Source organism: Pseudostreptobacillus hongkongensis, assembly GCF_001559795.1.
Taxonomy (GTDB): Bacteria; Fusobacteriota; Fusobacteriia; order Fusobacteriales; family Leptotrichiaceae; genus Pseudostreptobacillus; species Pseudostreptobacillus hongkongensis.
The window spans coordinates 1-19,041 of the sequence record NZ_LOHY01000095.1 but is presented as its reverse complement, the minus strand read 5'-3'; the positions used below and the strand labels follow the sequence as shown (position 1 = coordinate 19,041).

The 19,041-nt window shown below is 25.0% G+C and carries 14 protein-coding genes and 1 pseudogene; 3 read left to right on the top strand and 12 right to left on the bottom strand.

The window, feature by feature from the left end; translation table 11 throughout:
* Positions 1-119: 119 nt before the first annotated feature.
* The 3 genes from AYC59_RS05040 to AYC59_RS05030 are packed head-to-tail and all read left to right on the top strand — an operon-like array spanning position 120 to position 9,165.
* Positions 120-2,171 carry a hypothetical protein gene (locus AYC59_RS05040; protein WP_066895840.1) on the top strand — a complete coding sequence of 684 codons (2,052 nt, stop codon included), beginning with the start codon at positions 120-122 and terminating at the stop codon, positions 2,169-2,171.
* A 9-nt stretch (positions 2,172-2,180) separates the two neighbouring features.
* Positions 2,181-7,343: a S8 family serine peptidase gene (locus AYC59_RS05035; protein ID WP_066895839.1), complete on the top strand. Its 5,163-nt coding sequence runs from the start codon at positions 2,181-2,183 to the stop codon at positions 7,341-7,343.
* Between the two features lie 10 nt (positions 7,344-7,353).
* Entirely contained in the window at positions 7,354-9,165 is a 1,812-nt protein-coding gene (locus tag AYC59_RS05030; RefSeq protein WP_156445486.1) for a hypothetical protein, read from the top strand.
* A gap of 200 nt (positions 9,166-9,365) precedes the next feature.
* On the opposite strand, the gene AYC59_RS05025 is transcribed toward AYC59_RS05030, so the two are convergent.
* The 12 genes and pseudogenes from AYC59_RS05025 to rpsF form a co-directional block, all read right to left on the bottom strand.
* A complete protein-coding gene (locus AYC59_RS05025; protein ID WP_066895835.1) occupies positions 9,366-10,319 on the bottom strand; it encodes a virulence RhuM family protein/type II toxin-antitoxin system death-on-curing family toxin in 954 nt (317 codons plus the stop codon).
* Positions 10,320-10,339: 20 nt separating this feature from the next.
* Positions 10,340-10,591, bottom strand: a pseudogene (locus AYC59_RS08190) (DUF6076 domain-containing protein); the annotation flags it as partial.
* Positions 10,592-10,916: 325 nt separating this feature from the next.
* A complete protein-coding gene (locus AYC59_RS05015; protein ID WP_066895830.1) occupies positions 10,917-11,849 on the bottom strand; it encodes a transketolase family protein in 933 nt (310 codons plus the stop codon).
* 1 nt (position 11,850) lies between these two features.
* On the bottom strand, positions 11,851-12,657 hold the full coding sequence (locus AYC59_RS05010) for a transketolase (RefSeq protein WP_066895828.1): 807 nt from the start codon (positions 12,655-12,657) through the stop codon (positions 11,851-11,853).
* A gap of 13 nt (positions 12,658-12,670) precedes the next feature.
* Entirely contained in the window at positions 12,671-13,939 is a 1,269-nt protein-coding gene (gene ulaA / locus AYC59_RS05005; RefSeq protein WP_066895826.1) for a PTS ascorbate transporter subunit IIC, read from the bottom strand.
* A 16-nt stretch (positions 13,940-13,955) separates the two neighbouring features.
* Positions 13,956-14,234 (bottom strand): PTS sugar transporter subunit IIB, encoded by a 279-nt coding sequence (locus AYC59_RS05000; protein ID WP_066895824.1) that lies wholly within the window; start codon positions 14,232-14,234, stop codon positions 13,956-13,958.
* 13 nt (positions 14,235-14,247) lie between these two features.
* A complete protein-coding gene (locus AYC59_RS04995; RefSeq protein WP_066895822.1) occupies positions 14,248-14,679 on the bottom strand; it encodes a PTS sugar transporter subunit IIA in 432 nt (143 codons plus the stop codon).
* Between the two features lie 23 nt (positions 14,680-14,702).
* Complete coding sequence (locus AYC59_RS04990; protein ID WP_066895821.1) at positions 14,703-16,709, bottom strand: BglG family transcription antiterminator; 2,007 nt, start codon at positions 16,707-16,709, stop codon at positions 14,703-14,705.
* Positions 16,710-17,219: 510 nt separating this feature from the next.
* Positions 17,220-17,717, bottom strand: coding sequence for a hypothetical protein (locus tag AYC59_RS04985; RefSeq protein WP_066895819.1), 498 nt, complete (start codon positions 17,715-17,717; stop codon positions 17,220-17,222).
* A gap of 234 nt (positions 17,718-17,951) precedes the next feature.
* Positions 17,952-18,185, bottom strand: a complete 234-nt coding sequence (gene rpsR, locus AYC59_RS04980; RefSeq protein WP_066895817.1) for a 30S ribosomal protein S18 — start codon at positions 18,183-18,185, stop codon at positions 17,952-17,954.
* Between the two features lie 15 nt (positions 18,186-18,200).
* Complete coding sequence (locus AYC59_RS04975; protein WP_066895816.1) at positions 18,201-18,605, bottom strand: single-stranded DNA-binding protein; 405 nt, start codon at positions 18,603-18,605, stop codon at positions 18,201-18,203.
* A gap of 30 nt (positions 18,606-18,635) precedes the next feature.
* Entirely contained in the window at positions 18,636-18,917 is a 282-nt protein-coding gene (gene rpsF, locus AYC59_RS04970) for a 30S ribosomal protein S6 (protein WP_066895815.1), read from the bottom strand.
* Positions 18,918-19,041: the final 124 nt, after the last annotated feature.

Sequence of the window (19,041 nt, the reverse complement as noted above, 5' to 3'; positions counted from 1 at the left end):
TATATAATTAAGAATAATAATCATTAATTAAATATATAGATAACATATATTAAATATATTAGATTTCTTATTAACTTTGGAGTATACTAAAAATAAGAAAATTGAAAGGAGAAACTAAGATGAATAAAAATATAGCTATATTATGGAGTTTACTTTTAGCTGTTAATGCTATGGGTTTAGAAAATAGTATAGAAACTGGAATTAAAGTTAATACTATTTTTTCTCCTAGATATGAAGAAAAAGATGTTTATCCATCTAAATTTAGATATGAGACTTCAGGTTATGACTTAACTTTAGCAAATTTAAAGTTAGTTCCAATAAAAGAATTAGAATTTGAAACAGTAATAAAATCTTCAAGAAAAGATTTTGCTATTAATGATTTTGATAAAGATGTTAAGCATATCAATAACTTTAAGAAAAGAGATGCAAATCATGATATAATGACAAAATTTTCTGTTAATTCTAATATTGAATTAAATAATGATTTAAAATTATCTAATTCATTAAAATATTATTTAGATGATTTTTGGGTTAAAAAAAATGTAGATAAGAGTGGCAAAATTACAGAAGAAGTAAAAACAGAGTATGTAGAGGATGATGGCTCAAAAGAAGCTCTAGGAAATAGTATATTTTCATCTAGTTTAAAAGGTAAGTTATTAAATACTAATATAGATGCTAGATTGGAATATAAAGCAAATCAGTTCCATAGATTTGATAAAGATAAATCATATTTTAAAACAAATATAAATGTAGATAAAGATATAAATGATAAATTCAAATTAAGTAGTAAATATGCTTTTGATATAGACCTACATAATGCAAATATACCATTTGATGCTTTTGATACAGAACTTGAAGAGTTTCCAGATTTTCACGTAGGGGATTATGTTACTAAATTTAATCAAAATGCTAATTTAGAATTTGAATATAGTCATAATGAAAATAATAAATATAAAATGAAATTTGATTTAGAACATAAAGCTGAATATTCAGGAGGTAATACTAAAGATAAGCCATATAGAGTTTTTTATGATATATTAGATCCAAAATTGAGTGTAAATTCTAATAATTCCTTTATACTATCTAAGGGAAAAATTGTTTTAGATAGCAATATATCTACTTTATTTGAATTAAGAAAAGCTAATTATCTTCCAGATGAAGGGAAATTAGCTAGTAGTGATGTTAAATCAAAATTAGAGCCAAATATTAATAGTAAAATTTCATATATATTAAAAGATGACGTTAATGATTTAGATATTAATACAAGTATTGGTTATTCTCCAAGTTTATTAATACAACCTGATATATTAACTGTTGATGTTATACCTCATACATTTAATATAGGGCTTAATAGTAAGTATGAAAGAAAATTAGGAGAAAATCAAAATATTATTATTAATACTGAAAATAGTTTGGAGACTACAAGAAAATTTACAACAGATATATATATTGAACCTAAGAATAAGATTAAATCAAAATTAGATATAAAATATATAAATAAAATGATTAAAAATCTAGATGTAGAAGTAAAGTTATTAAGCGATTTTGATCTTGATACTATTAAAAAGGTTAAAAAATTAAATCCTAATAAATTCAGTGAAAAATTTGATATAGAAGTTGGGACTAAATTTACTGGGATAGATAAATTTGAATTAAATAATAGTGCAAAATTTCATCATAGTTCAGGATATAATTATGTTACACGTAAAGATGATAAGGTAGTTGCAACTTTTGCTATAAATTCTATTGAAGTAAATTCAAATACTAAATATACAAATAAAATAAAGGAAAATTTAAATTTGAATGCAGAAGTTAATTTAAAAGCAAAATTTGATACATTAATGTTAAGAAATGAAAAATTGTATCACTATAATATAAATGATATAGAATCATATAAGGAAAAACCTTTAATAAGTGATACTTTTAATACGAGATATAACATAGGTGGTAGTTTAGAAATTAATCCAAAAGTTAATTTAGGATATATGGTTACAAAGAATTTAAGTCTAGATGGTTCTTTAGGATTTAATTTAATTTTTGAGAAAAAAGTTATTAATTTAATAAAAGATGATAGAAGACCAGATAACGGACAATTTGGTCCAGTTGATAAAAAGTTTGAATTTAGAAAATTAAATCCAACAGTTGAATTTAATTTAAAATATACTTGGTAGGAGGTAGACGTGAAGATAAATAAGAGAATACTAAGTGTAACACTAGGGCTAGTTGCATTAACAAGTTGTGCAAGTATAAATACAAAAGATAGTGAAAAAAAGAATACTAGTGTTAAATATATTAATCCAGAATATGATCCTAATGAAGATCTTAAAGATATAGTAAAAGAAGTAAAAAAAGAAAAAGTTGATTATTTAAAAAATGTAAATAAAGATAGTTTTGAAGTAAGTAATTTACCAGATATGTATGAAGGTGAAGAGATATATCTTAAAAATGAATCTTTAAATAAAAATGTAAGTATAGTTAAACTGTTTACTAAAAAACCCTCTTTAGTATATAAAGAAGGAAGTGAGGGTTATTCTAAATATACAGTTGGAGAGAATAACGGTATAGTAGTTGAAGAGAAAAAAGGAAGTGACTTATTTCCTGATAAACCAGAGTTATCTAATGTTAAGTATAAGGTTGTAGTAGATAATAATAAGAATTATGTGTATATACAAGTAAGAGATAATGTAAATGGTGTAACTAAAGATATAAGACTTGATGAAAAAGTTAGTATAATAAATAGACCAGATGAATTAAAAGATAATATTAAGTATGCCGATTTAAAAGTTATTAACAAAGATAAAAGAGTTAAGTATAGTATTAATACTATTGATGAACCTTTTGAAGATGTAGATCTTGGAGAAATTGAAAGAGATAATCAAGGTGTAGAGTATATAGATTATTCTAAATATTTTGAAGCAGATAAATATAAGGATTTAGATGATTTTGCAGGATTTAAAAGAGTTAGTATAGTAGACCATATTGATGGACTCCAAGATAAAGAGTATATTAGGAATGTAGAATTTGGTCATAAGTTATCAGATTATAAAAATAAATTTTCAGAATTATTGACAGATTTAAATGAAAAAACTTTAAAATTATCTGATGATGGAACAGTTAAAGGTGGATTTAATGAAGGATTAGTTTCAGGAATTTTAAAATATAGTGAAAGTGTTAAAAATGAGGGTAAAATAGAATTTAAAACTGAAATTCTTGATAAAGATAAAACTGTTGGAATACATAATATTTCTAGAAAAATAATAAGAGATGGTAAGGTTATTTTTGAAAAGAAAGATAAAACATTTATATCGTTTGATGGTGTAAATGTAGGTGTTGCTGATGGAACTTTCTTTGATCTTTCAGATGAGGTAGAAGCAAGAGTATATAGAGCTACAGCCAAAGAAGATGATAAAATTAAAGATTTTAAAAAAGATGCCAAATATGATAATGATAGAAAACTTGCAAATATGAATTTAGATAGACAACATGGTGCAACTGTTATAGGTTCTATGATAGATGAAAATGTTTTGGGAGATAGATTCTATTGGTATGGTCATTTGACAGGAATGTTATCTAAAATAGGTGAAACAGGAGAATTACCTGATTTTATTAGTACACGTGCAGAATTGAATAATTTTATAGGAAGAGTATTAACCAATTTACAAGAAAAGTATAAACATTCTGAAATAATGCAAAAATATTTGGCAGATAAAATACAATCTGCAGCAAAAAAATTAGATGAGATTTCTGCATTAATAGAAGATGGTAATACATCTGAAACTCTTAAAAATGAGAAATATAAAGTAATGTATAAAGAATTAGCAGATTTATCAGAAGAAATTTATAGAATGACAGAAGTAGATAAGTTAAAATATTCTAATTTACATTTTACAACAATTAGTGTAGGTGTAGATGATAGTCACATTAGTGCAGAATTAGCAGCTAAAAATATTTCTTCAATATTAGATATGAACAAAAATATTAAAGCTATTAATATGTCTTATGGTGGAAATAATAATGTTGAAGAATACATTGCATTAAAGGGATTAACTGAAAAAGATTATGAAAAAGGAGCTAAAGCCTTTAATACAGATTATAAATTTAAAAATGCTGTTTTATCTTGGTTAAAAAATGATGATCTAACTACTAAAGATAATCTTAAAAAATATTATGATGGAGAATTAGGAATACCAAGTGTATATGAATATTTTGATAAAAAGAATGAAATTACTAAGGAAGATTATAAAAAATTAGTAGATTTAAGATTATTAACTCTTGAACATAGATTAAAAAGTTCTCCAGAATTAGTAGCTGCAAATCATGATGTTTTATTTGTTAGATCTGCGGGAAATACATATAATGATGCTCCAGTAAATCTTGTAGATTATGATGAAGATGGTAAAAAAATACCGTATTATGATACTAATTACAAATATAATAATGATTTTGCTTCAATTCCATCATTTTTAAATGAATTAGAAAAGAAAAAAGCATTAGATGAAGGAAGAGAATATAAGTACAACTATAATTATAGAAAAAATATATTAGGTTCAGTAGGTCTTGCGCCTAAAAGTATTGCTTATGGTGAAGATGCAACTGAGGACATATCAGATGAATGGGGATTAAATACAGATAAGATAAATTATAAGAGATTAAAACTTTATGGTGTTGGAATGTTATCTGAATATAATAATTTAATAGGTATTTTAAATGATATTAATTTACATCCGGAAAAATATCCTAAGGGTTATAAAGAAGAAGTTCTAAAAAGAATAAAAGTTGTAGATGATATGTCAGAAAAACATAAAGATTTCATTAATGATGATACAAGATTTTCTTTCTCAAGAGCGGGTAAAGCTAAATTATGGACTATGGCAACTGATGGGTCTTATGTTTATACTAAACGTTTAACTGAAGAAGAAAAAAAATATGGTAAAGGTGAAAATATAGGAGAAAATATTGCTTATGGTTCATCATTTTCAGCACCAAGAATGACAGCTGTTGCTGGAATGATAGCAGAAAAATATCCTTGGATGAGTGCTCATGATATAAAAACATCACTACTTACAACAACTATTGATGATTATAGAGTTATATATAAAAAAGCAGATCCTAATAAGCCAGAAGGTGCAGATAATGTTAAAATTTTAAGTAAGGGACTTTATGGTGTTGATGAAAACATAGGTTGGGGAATAATGGATAAAGATTCAGCGCTTGATGGTCCAGCAAGATTTGTTAAGGCTTTAACTCATGAAGTAGGAGAAGAAAACTTTATAGCAAATATTCCTTATGGAACATATACATTTGCAAATAGTATAAAAGGTGGATTTGATCCTATTAAACATATGAGTTCAAGAGGATTTATTACATTTGATGAAGGAACTGTATTGACTTTAACATCTAATTTTAAAGATAAAGAATTGTTATCTGATGATTTCTTAGAAAAACACGATAATGTTAAGAAAGTGTTAGAAAAAACTAATATTACAATATCTGATATTGTTAATAGATTAAGACCAAAAATTAAAGGATATATACCAAGTCTTGATTTTGAAGAAAGAGAATTATTCTATAGTGCAGGACTTGAAAAATATGGTAATGGTACTTTAATTTTATCTGGTAATAATACTTATACTGAACCTACATATATTAAAGGAGGAACATTAGTTGTACAAGGGGTACAAAACTCAGATGTATACGTATCAGAAAATACAAAACTTAAGATAGATTCAGTTCGTATGGAACAAGGGAATTATGCAAGAATTCTTTTAGGACTTGAACCAATAAAAGGTGGAATTTATGCTAATGTATATAATAAAGGTAAACTTTATTCATATTCAGAAAAAGATTCAATATTTGGGACATATAAACCGTATGAAAATTCAGAGACAATAGTTGCAACTGGTGGAAGATTAAGTGTAGATAAGTTAGACTTATCTGATATGAATCATTTTAACATTTCTTTATTTAGAAAATATGGAATGTTAACATTTAAGTTACCGGAAACTAAGAAGTTAGAAGATTATACAGAAGAAGATATAGTAGAAAATAAGAAAGAAGAAACTGAAGATACAATAAATAAAAAACTTGTATTTGTAGCTAAAGATGTTCCTGTTGAAGATATTTCTAAATTTAATTTTGGGGTAAAAAGTGTAAGTTCAGGGTTAAATTTAGTTACAGAATTATCTAAAGATAAGGATAAAAATGTAGTTAAAATGTATTTGGAAAGAAAAGAACATATTGAAGATGTTTTGAATAAGAAAACTGAAATGCCAACAACTCTTTCTTCAAAATTGAGAAATAAGATAATAAATGAAATGAGTTCTACATTAGATAAAAATGAATTATCTAGATTAGCGGTTAGTTTAGATAATTTAGAAATGACAGATGAAGAAGATCTTGAAAAATTAAATGGAGATATATTATCAGATTCATTAACTTTAGGGACAGAAATATCAGATATTAATAATAGAGAATTATTAAATACATTAGATGGTAATAATAAACAATTTAATGTATTTGCAAGACTAATTAATAGATTAGATAGTAAGATGGTAAATACTAAAAAAAGATTATATTCTATTAATGGAATGATGTTAGGATTTTCTCATAATATTAAAATATCAGATCTTAGCTTAACTACAAATGTTGGAGTAAGTTATGAACATTCATTACTTAAAGATTTAAGATTTAAAGTTAAATATCCAAATGATAATACAAAAGTTTTAGGAAATGTAAATGTTAATAGTGTAGGATTAGGCATAGCTAATAAAATAGGATATAAGAATTTTGAATTAGATACTTTAATTGGTTTTGATTATTTAGATAAACATATATCAAGAGAATTATTAGATAAACATGTTGAAGATACAAGAAGTTCAGATCTTATTTTGAATTTCAATAATGTATTTGGTTATAGATATAATAAGGATATAAATAGTGATATAAAATTATCTATTAAACCATATATAGGATTAAACATGAAAACATATATTAAAGGCTCATACAATGAAAATAATGATTTTGGATATAGATCAGAAAGTGAAATATTCTTTAAACCAACAGTAACATTAGGAAGTAAATTAGCATTGAATTATAAAAATTATAACTTTGAATTATTTGCTGATTATACTAAATATTTAGTTGATACTACTATAGAATCAAAAGCAACTCTTAAAGAGTATAAATTTACAAGAAATATTGAAGGAATTAGTCTTGAAGATAATTTAGTTAATTTTGGTATTAAATTTGATAAAAAATATGGTAATGTCAATTTAGGATTGAGTTATATAAATAAAAATATAAAGAGTAATGCAATAAATGCATCACTTAAATTTGAGTTTTAGAGGAGCAGATATGAATAAATTTAAAATTTTAATATATAGTTTAGCAACTATAACAGCATTTTCTGCTAATAAATTACCTGTAGATATAGAAAGTAGTTTTTCTGTTGGTTATGATATTGACAAAGTAAGTAAAAAAGATTTTGAAAATGCTGGATTAGGTAGTCTTGTTAAAGGAGATTTAAAAATACAAAAGTTAAATTTAGGTCTTAATTTGGATACTTATTATCCAATAAAATTTTCAAATGAAAAGATATATTTAGGAGTAGGAGCAGGTATTTCTAGTAATATTGCCATTGATTTAAATAATAATTTTTCATCGGTTGTTGTACCTAAAGTTGAAATAAATAATAAAGAATTTGAAAAACTTAAGGAAAATTTAGATATAGCTAATAAAGAAGCTATTGATAAAGAAGAAGAATTCAAAAGATTTTCTACTGAATATTCAATGGTATATAAGAATGTAAGAGATGTAATATATAAATTATATTCAGAAAGAAAAGAACTTAAAAAAACAGAAAGAATTTTGAATGAATATTCTGATTTTAAAAAAATTTATAGTAATATAGAAGAAGATTTGGGGAAATTAAAAGAAAAAAGAGAAAAATTATCTGTTAAAAATAATGAACAAAAAGAAGAGGTAAGAAATCTTTTAAAAGAACTTAATGATTATGTTAATAAACAAGGTGAAAAAACTTATGAAGAATATAAGGAAGAACAAGAATATAAAGATTTTATTGAAAAAATAAAAGTAGCTAGAAAAAAAGCTGATCTTTATTTCAATGTTGAAAATGAGTTTGATATACATATTGCTATACTTGAAAATTTAGAAGAAAATACTAAAAAGAATGAAGATAAAAAGAAAAACTCTGAAAATAAGATTCTTGATTTAGAAAATAAAAAAACTGAAATTTTAGGTAAGTATAAAGAAAAATATGGAGAATATAAAGAACCTGAAATTGAAAATAAAGAGGAAGATTATGAAAAACCTGTAAATCTTTTAGAAAGATATAAAAATGAAGATTTTGACAAACCAGTAAGAGATCCAGATGAAGCTGAAGAAGAAACTGAAAATAATACAGAAACTGAAGAAAATACTGAATCTGGAGAAAATGCAGAAAGTGAAGATAATACAGCAAATGAAGAAGAAAATCATAGTAATACAACTGTTTCTGTTTCAGAGCATATTATCTTAAGAGATGGTGAAGAAAGTTCAGAAACTAACGAATCTCAACCAAATGAAGCAGAAAGAAATGATGGTGAAAGTAGTGAGGAAAATGGTGATGAAAATAATAATGCTGGAGAAAATAATGAAGAAGATGATTCAGAATTAGAAGAAGATACATTTGCCAATCTTAATGAAAAAGTTATTGATTCTGAAAAAGAAAAATGGACTGAAGCTTTAGATAAATATAATGAATTAAAAAAAGAATATGATGAAAAAATTAATGCTTATAACAATAATGATGCAGTATCTAAATTAACAAATATTGTATCAGTAAATAAAATAAGTTATTCAATAACACCATATATAACTACTAAATTTGGGTATAAATTTACTGATAATTTAGGGGTTATGTCTTATTTAAATATAGGATTAAGTATTTCTAATAATAGACTTTATACTTATGCTAAATATTTAGAAAGCAATAATGTAGAAGTGGATGGTAGAGATTATTTAATACCACAAAATGTAAAAAACTTTAAATTATTACCTTCAGTTAAATTAGGACTAGGTTTAAATTATAAATCATTTGGGATATATACTTATACAGGGTATAAAAATTCAGGATTTATAGGATTAAATTTGAGTTATAAATTCTAAAAAGTTTTTTTAATTTAAAACATGTACTTTTAAACTTAAAAGTTTATTAGCACACGTTTTTGTATTTTCTAAATATTTTTATTGTATGTTATATTTATCTTTTATTTTTAAATGACACACAATAGACATTAATTAAGCCAACAGAGTGTAAATTCTGCTGGCTTTTTTCTATCTGCATAAATGGTTTAAGAAAGTACAATTTACCATGTTAAGAAATTCATAATTACATTAATCATAATTTCTTTTTCTTCCGGTTTTGATTCTGCTAATAACAAAGTAATCGCTACCAATGTGCTATCAGAAATTATTTTTTCTCCATCCTTAAACAGTAAATTATTTTTGTTTAGAAAATATAAGAATATACTTGCAGCAATTCTTTTGCATCCATCAATAAAAGGATGATCTTTGACTATAAAATAAAGGAGATTTGCTGCTTTTTCTTGAGTGGATGGATATATATCTTCTCCAAATGCACTTTGATAAACCGAGCCGATGATACCTTCTAATACGCCTTTGCTTTTTTCTTTTCCAAATATGGTTGATATGCTATTAAATGTCATACTATCAATGAGATTACGACACTCGTTATAGCTTAGATGATAGCTTTCTTTATTAGTTTGTTTTGGCTTTTGAACAACTTGGTGATCGTAATCATCTAACAACTCAAGTGCTTGAGTATATTTTTGAATAACATCAAAAACTTCTTTAGAATCTAATTCAAGAACATCGGAAATGATGTTTGACTGGATTTCTATTACTTTATTCAATACTTTTAATCGTTTGTCATTAACTGCATAACCTTGAACAATATATTCTTTTAATATAGTTGTAGCCCATTTTCTAAAAGCAATTCCTCTTTGAGACTTTACTCGATAGCCAACGGATATAATCATATCGAGGTTGTAATAATCAAAAATTCTTTCTACGGATCTGTTGCCTTCATTTTGAACTTGTGCAAATTTTGCACAAGTTGAATTTTTCTCTAATTCATCTTCTTTAAATATATTTTTTATATGTCTTTGTATTACAGAACGATCCCTGTCGAAAAGTTCTGCCATTTCTTCGACCCTTAACCAAACAGTTTCTTTATCTGGTGTAACTTCTACAGGAAGCGCTAACTCACCATCTTTATAAAAAATAACTTCATTATTCATAAAATTTAATACCTCCTAACTCAGTAATTGTTTGTTTCCAATATAAATAAATTGATAATTTCTTCTTTTGAATTCTTATCTTTTGCACTATCATATTTAAAAGCGAATTCTTGGTAAAGTACTTTTATATCATCAAGTAAGGTGAAATCTTTATCCAATGCATCATGTCTTATTCTTCCATAGATTTGATTATAGTCAGTTGTAAACACTTGGTATAAAGAGTTTTCAGACTGTTTTTTCTTATATGTTTTTTTACTTGAGTATTCTTGGCAGGTAGAATTTGTTCCGTCTACTTTCCATTTGAAAGTAGTTCAATTAATTACTTTTCAAAATCTAGTTCTTTCATTACAACACTCCTATTTTTAAAAATTTAATAAACAGTCATTTTTTAATTTAAAATAATATGTTTCAATTTAATTTTTTTTATTATTTCAAAATATTTATTTAAATTATGCTTTTCATTACTATTATACTATCTTTTAATTAAAAAAGAAATATTTAACCACTAAAATATTTAATAATAAATTTACTAAATATAAAAAGTGAGGAAAATCCCCACTTTTAATCGTGATATTTTATGATGCGTATTTACTAACTTTAAAAATTAATTATTGTATCTCTAACATTTTCTCCATCAAGACCATATTTTTTCTTAACATCTACTGTTTTTCCTGATTCTGTAAATGTATCTTTTACTCCTATTCTCTTTAATTTAACACCTAATGCGTTTTCAGCTATAACTTCTGATATAACTGATCCTAATCCACCATTTAATGTATGATTTTCAACGGTTAATACTCCTTTTACATTAGATATCTCTTTAATTATTCCTTCTTTATCTAAAGGTTTTATAGTTTTTATACTAATCAATTTATTTTTATATCCTTCTTTTTTAAGTAATTCAAAACCATCTAAGGCTTGTTTTGCAGCCGTTCCTTCAAAAATTATTGCATAATCATTTCCTTCATTAAAAATTGTCTCAATTTTCAAATCATAATTACTAATATTTTCTTCATGTAAAATAGGAACTATATCTCTTGCCACCCTTATATACACAGGCCCCTCTATTTCTATTGCTTTATTTATTGCAGCTTTTAAATCTTCTAAATCAATAGGGTTTAATATAGTTAAATTTGCTAAAGATCTACTTAAGGCTAAATCTTCTAAAGCATGGTGAGATGCTCCATCAGGACCATTATCCATACCAGGATGTGTTCCTATTAATTTAATATTTAATTTTGCATAACAAGCTTGTCTTAATTGAGTCCATACTGTCCCTATACAAAATATTGAGAAATTAACATAAAAAGGTATAAATCCTTCTGTTGCTAATCCTGATGTAACACCTAATGAATTTTGTTCAGCTATTCCCATTTCAAAAAATCTATTTGGATATTTAGCTTGGAATTTATTAGTTGTAACTGATGATGATAAATCACTATCTATAACCACTATCTTATCATTAGCTTCTGCTATTTCATTAAGAATATCTCCTATATGATCTCTTGGTGATGTATAATTATATACCATTTTAAAACCCTCTTTCAACATTTTCTATTGCTTCTATATATTCTTCATCTTTTAAAGCTCCACTATGCCATTTTGGATTATTTTCCATAAAACTTACACCTTTTCCTTTAACTGTTTTAGCAATTATAAAAGTAGGTTTTCCATTAATAGTCTTAGCTTCTTTTATAGCAGAATCAATTTCTTTATAATCATGTCCATCTATACATATAACATGCCAACCAAAAGCTTCTACCTTATCTTTAATTGGTTCTAAATTCATTGACTTATTAACATCACCTTTAGATGATAATCCATTATAGTCAAGTATAGCTATTAAATTGTCTAGTTTGTAATGTGAACCACTCATAAGTGCTTCCCATATTTGTCCTTCTTGAATTTCACCATCACCTAATATTACAAAAATATTATTATCATCATTTTTTAATTTTTTTGCTAGAGCCATACCTATACCTATTGATAATCCTTGCCCAAGTAAACCTGTATTTGCATCTAATTCTTTAATTTTATTTCTATCTGGATGTCCTTGTAACTTAGAATTAACCTGTCTAAAAGTACCTATTTCACTTCTATCTATAATACCTTTAGAAATTAATACAGAATATATAGCGGGTGTTACATGTCCTTTAGATATTATAACTCTACTTCTATTTTGTGAATTAAAATCAATTTCATTCATATAAATATAGTTTAATATATCTATTGATGATAAAGAACCTCCAGGATGTCCTGCTTTTGCAAGGTATACCATCTCAACTATATTTTTTCTTAATTCTTTAGCTTTTTCTTCTAAACTCTTTATATCTAACATAATATCCTCCACATTATCTTCCAAACATCTTACCTAAATAATATATAGATAATCCTAAAACAACAAAGTCTGTTTCTGGGAATGTAGTACCTTTTAATCCAACTAATTCCATTATTGGATATAATAAAGCAGGCCCTATAGCTATAAGAATTCCTGTTACAAATCCTCCTAAAATACATCCTTTCCATCCACCAGTTGCATTACCAAACACACCTGCTGTAGCTCCTATAAAGAAATAAGGAATTGCAACAGGTATTATAACTACCATACCTAAAGATGCTAATATAACCATACATAATAACCCTCCAGCATATGCTGATAAAAATCCTAAAACTGTAGCTGTTGGTGCATATTGAAATACTACTGGACAATCTAACGCTGGTTTTGAATTTGGTATTAATTTTTCTGAAATTCCAACAAAGGCAGGCACCATTTCACCTAAGAACATTCTAACACCTGTTATTATAATATATAATGCTGCTGTAAATGATAATGCTTGGAATAAAGGATAAACTAACCAGTTTACTCCTCCAGATATTTTTTCAACATTTACTTTACCAGCCGCTACTGTAGCTATATAGAAAAATAACAATACTGATAAACTAACTGATACTACGTAATCTTTAAATATAGATAACCAACCAGGTAATTTAATTTTTTCTGTACTTTCTTCTGGTTTACCAACAAATTTACCTAACCAACCTGATAATGCATAAGAAATAGTTACATAATGCCCCATAGCTATATCATCACTACCAGTTACTTTTCTCATAAATGGTTGAGCAATCGCTGGGAATATAGCTGCTGAAAATCCAAGTATAATAGCTCCAATAATTACTGCTACCATATCTGAAAAATTAAGAGCTTTTAATACAACTGTTAATAATGCTGCTAGATATAAATTATGTTGCCCTGTTAAGAATATATATTTAAATCTAGTAAGTCTTGCAACTACTAAGTTTGCTAAAAATCCAAATACCATAATAAGAGAAACTATAGTTGCAAATTTAGTTTGAGCAAGAGCTGTTAATGCTTCAGCTAAAGGTAACACTCCCTTAAGTCCAAAACCATCACTAAATAGTGTTTGAAAACTATCAAGTGACTTAACCGCTAAACTTCCTCCACCCGCAAATATTAAGAATCCTACAATAGTTTTAACAGTTCCTGTTATAACCTTAGTTGCAGGTTTCTTTTGTAAAATCAATCCTATTAAAGACATTATTCCTACTAGAATAGGTGCTGATCCTAAAAGGTCAAAAACTACTACTTTCACGAATTCCATAAAATTTCCTCCATATCTATTTATTTTCTTCTAAAAATTTAATTAACTTTTCTTTCAATTCCTCTTTATTCATTAAATCCTCTATACCTATTACAGCTTTAGCTTCATCTTTAACTTGATCTACTAAATCATTCATGGTAACAACAAAGTCTACATCATAATTAGATATTGCACTAAGAACATCATGTTCTAAATCTACATCTAAATGATTTTCAGAAATAACTTGATCCATTTTTATTCTTAACATCATAGAACTTCCCATACCTGTTCTACAAACAACTAATCCTCTTTTCATAAAACCACATCCTTTAATTATTTATATAATCTAATATATTTATATTATCTATACCTTCACTTGAAATTTTAGAAAAAAACTCTTTATTTTCTAATATATCCGCTACTTTAGAAATTTTTTCTAAATGATTCTCATCACTTAATGATAAAATATATATCAAGTATTCTATTTCATTTCCTAGAAAATCTACCTTTTTATTAAATTTAAATAAACTAAACCCTTCTTTTAAAACACCTTCTTCAGGTCTCAAATGAGGAATACCAATATTTTTAGTAATAATATAGTAAGGTCCTATTTCTTTAGTTACTTCTATTAATCTATTACAAAAATTATTATTTATGTATCCTTTATCTTCTAATATTCTACAAGTTTTAACAATAGCATCTTCCCAATTTGTTGCTTCTAAATCTAATTTAATTAAATCTCTTTCAAATATATAACTCATATTTATTAGTTCCTCTCTATAAATCAAATTAATATGTATTCATTTAATTCATCAATATTATTAATATTATTTATTACTTCCTTTTTATCCACAACACTTAATATTTCATTTATTAAACCTAAATCTTGTTCATTATCTTTTTGATATATAAAGAATAAAAGTTTAACATCTTTATTTCCTGGAAATACAACTTTATCTTTTAAAAACAACACTACATTTCCATTTTTATAATCTTTTTTACTAGATTTTGCATGTGGAATAGCAACATTTGAAGAAACAACTAAATACGATCCATATTTATTTATATTATCTATAATATCAACTGCATAATCTTTATCAACAAACCCCAATTTTTCCATCTTATCTACACCATAATTTATAACTTCTTGCCAACTATTAATCTTATTATCAACAAAAAATATATTATGTGTATTAAAATATTTTTTCAAATTACACACATTATATTTTTTTATATTATTTGTTTCATTCTTAACTTTTGATATTTCATCTATAATATATCTTTTAAATGGTTCGTCTATATTTTTATTACTATTAATATTAAGTATAAGCGAGTCATAATTTAAATTATTATTTTTCAACACAAAACATTTATCTAATATTTCTAATTCTTTATTTGTTAAAAATGGTGATATCCTTATTTTATTTGTAAAGTTATTTAGTTTTTCGCTTTTAATATCTATTGTTGTAATTAGCAAATCATATTCATCTAACTTTATTTTATCCATTTCCATTATAGATGCCACCTTCATTTCATCTATTTGGTATCTATTTTTTAATTTATGTACTAATATTTTAGTTGTCCCATAACCTCCTGCACACATTAATAAAACTTTTTTATAATTTTTTGTCCTAAAATTATTTCTTTCTATAGAAGCTTCAAAGTGTACTGCAAACAATATTATTTCTTCAATTGAAAATTCTATTTCAAATATTTTTTCTATATATACTATTTCCTTTTTTATCGTTTCAATAATATTATTAGTATTAATTTCATCATAAAAGTAATTAATATCATTTAATTTAACATCACTTATCATTCTATAAATTGAAGGGTTTATATGGTTTATGAGGTCTTCTATTAATATGTTATCTTTTTCAAAAGGTATATTCATTGCAATACTCATATTTCCAATAAAATTTTGAACTATTATTCTTAATTCTAGCCATCTATTAAATGTTACTCTATTTGTATCTTTAAATGTCATTCCAACTATAAAATCCGTTAACATTAGTATTTCATATTTATTATCTTTTATATTTTCAGATAATATTGATATATTTTCTTCTACTTTTTTATATTCTTCAAATTCCATTAAATATAAATACTCTTCTAAACTTAAATTAGTTAGAACTTTTCCTTGCTTTATCCTTATTAAAACTATCATTATATACGTTAATACTATAAAATATAGTCTTCCATTCAAATTTGCTTCAGGATTAACTTTTTTTAAAAACTCTATACTTTTTTCTCTATACTCATTAAAAATATTATCCTTTATAACATTTTTAACATTATCCTCAAGGAATGATTTCAATAATATAGATAGTCCCTTTTCTCTAATTTTTAATTCTTCTCCTATTAAGTAATACTGTTTACACAACTTAATGTCTATTCCTTCATCTAATTCTAATGTTAATTTATTAAGATCTTTCTTAATAGTAACTTTACTTATATCTAATTCATTAGATAATTGATTTAAATTAACTTTATTATTAACTAAAAAAGATAAATATATATAATCTAGTCTATCTCTTAATCCTATTCTTATAATAGAGTTTAAATAATCATGTATTTCTTTTACATCTTTTTTTAATGTGTATTGAATTTCACCATGTTTTAAATTAATGCTTCCAAATGAATTTTCATATAATACTTCATTAAAAACATCTAATTCATACCTAAATTTTCTTTCATTTATTTCTAGTATTTTCAGTATATTATCTAATTTAATTATATTATTAATGCATATAACTTCAAATATTCTTATACTCATTTCATTTACTCGCATAATTTATCCTCCTTCAATATATTAATACCCTATTTTTTAAAATAAAAAAGAGCAACTTTTTATATTTTTTTTACAAAAACTTTATTAAAATAAAAAAGGATATTGTAATTCCTAATTTCAGTACCGTATTACAATATCCTTAATATATATAAATTAATTTTTAATATTACAAATAAGTTTATAGATATAACCTAACTATAACTGCTTATATACAACATTAGTAAGACGCATTTTACCATCTATTGCTTACATCTTCAACTGTCAACAAAATATCGACAATTTACTTTTTTCCCTATTCTATCCTTCTTTTCTTAACACGATACCAATGATCTCTTGAATTTTCACTATTAGATAAAACTCCTCCAATATCTACCACCGAAAATACTATTCTTCTTTTTCACTTTTCAAATTATTCTATCCTTTTATATTTCCCTATTTTTATTTTTAATTCTCAAATCTTCTCTCATAAATAAAATCTATATCATAGATCTTTATCCCATTTTCAAAGTGTTATTTCAAATATTTTTGTACTTCAGCATCAGTTAAATTTTGCTTTTTAGATTTAATCAATTCTTTTTTCTCAGAATTTGTTACCTTTCTATAATCAAGAACAATATAGTCTTCACCAACTTTAACATATTCTTTTAATACCATATCTCCCTTTTTTATTCCAAGCCAACTATCACTTTCTTCTGATTTTTCTAGCTTATATGTAATAACCCCAAAATTTAAACCATCTTTTGTTACATCTAATTTATCCTTAGGTAATACCCACAAACCTATATTCTTATCTATAAGTATTCTTAAATTTAAACTATTTTCTTTTTGCTTAGAACTCATATTTAATTGATTAAATCTAAATTCTTGTAAATAATAATCATTTCCTGATTTAGTTATTTCATAAACTAATTGATCGTTTTTCCATAAACCTACATAGTCATTATAATTAATAGCTGAAAATGATAAAAAAGATATTAACATAACTATAATTAATAAATATTTTTTCATAAAATTCCTCTCTTTTAATATAAAATCTTGTCTTACAGATATTATACCTTTATTTTTTTATTAATCAATAATTAAAAGATAATTCTAAAAATATTCTCTGTATTCTTAATTATCTATCTTTAAAGTTATCATTTTTTCTGTTATATTTATATATATTCGGAGGTGATTAACATTAAAATAGATGTATTTGAATAAATACAAAAGCTAGCATTCCTGCTAGCTTTATTTATATACTTATTTTTCAATTCTTGTGTAAGGTAATAAAGCAATTTGTCTTGCTCTCTTAATAGCTCTTGCTATTTTTCTTTGTATCTTAGCATCAAGTCCTGTTACTCTTGATGGAGATATTTTACCTTTATCGTTCATGAAGTTTTTTAATAAATCTACATTTTTGTAATCTATTTCTTCAATCTTGAATTTAACTTTTGGTCTTCTTTTTCTTTTTTTAAATTCAGCAACTGGTTTCATTTTTCCTCCTATTTTTTAGAATGGGAAGTCATCCTCATCTTCAATTATTACTTCTTCTCTAGGAGCAGGTCTTCTACTTTCTGTAGATGGTGCTGGTCTATCTGAGTAATCAGAATTTTCAGATCTATCGATGAAATTAAATCCATTAACAACTACATCTGTTGAATATCTAGTTTCACCATTTTTTTCATAACTGCTCACATTTAATCTTCCTTGAATTAAAATTCTACTTCCTTTTTTAAAATATTGTCCAATAGTTTCTGCTCTTTTATCCCAAGCAACACAATTTATAAAATCAGCTTCGTCTCTATTTGAATCTCTTTGTACTGCAAGAGAAAATCTAACATAAGCTTTTCCTGATTGTGTCCATGTAACTTCTGGATCTCTTGTAAATCTTCCTAATAATGATACGTAATTCATAAAAATTTCCCCCTTATATATTATTCCTACCTATAATCTTACTATCATGTATTTCATTAAGTACTCAGATATGTTTAATTTTGATTCTACTTCAGGTAAGTTTGTTCCTTCCATAGCAAATTTAGTTAAAACATAGTATCCATTTTCTTTTTTCTTAATTGGATAAGCTAATTTTCTATCTCCCATTATCTCAGTCTTAACTTCAGTTGCCCCAGCTTGTGTTAAAATAGCTTCTACTTTTTCAACATTAGCTTTCTTTTCTTCTTCTGTTAATTGAGTTGAAAGAATAAACATAATTTCGTAATTTGTCATTTCTTTTCTCCTTCCCTTTGGATTTTGCCCTAGTGATTATTCACAAAGCAGGGTTATTTATATAATAGCATAAAACATATTTTTTTTCAACATTTTTTGCTATTTTTTGCAGAGTGAAATTTGA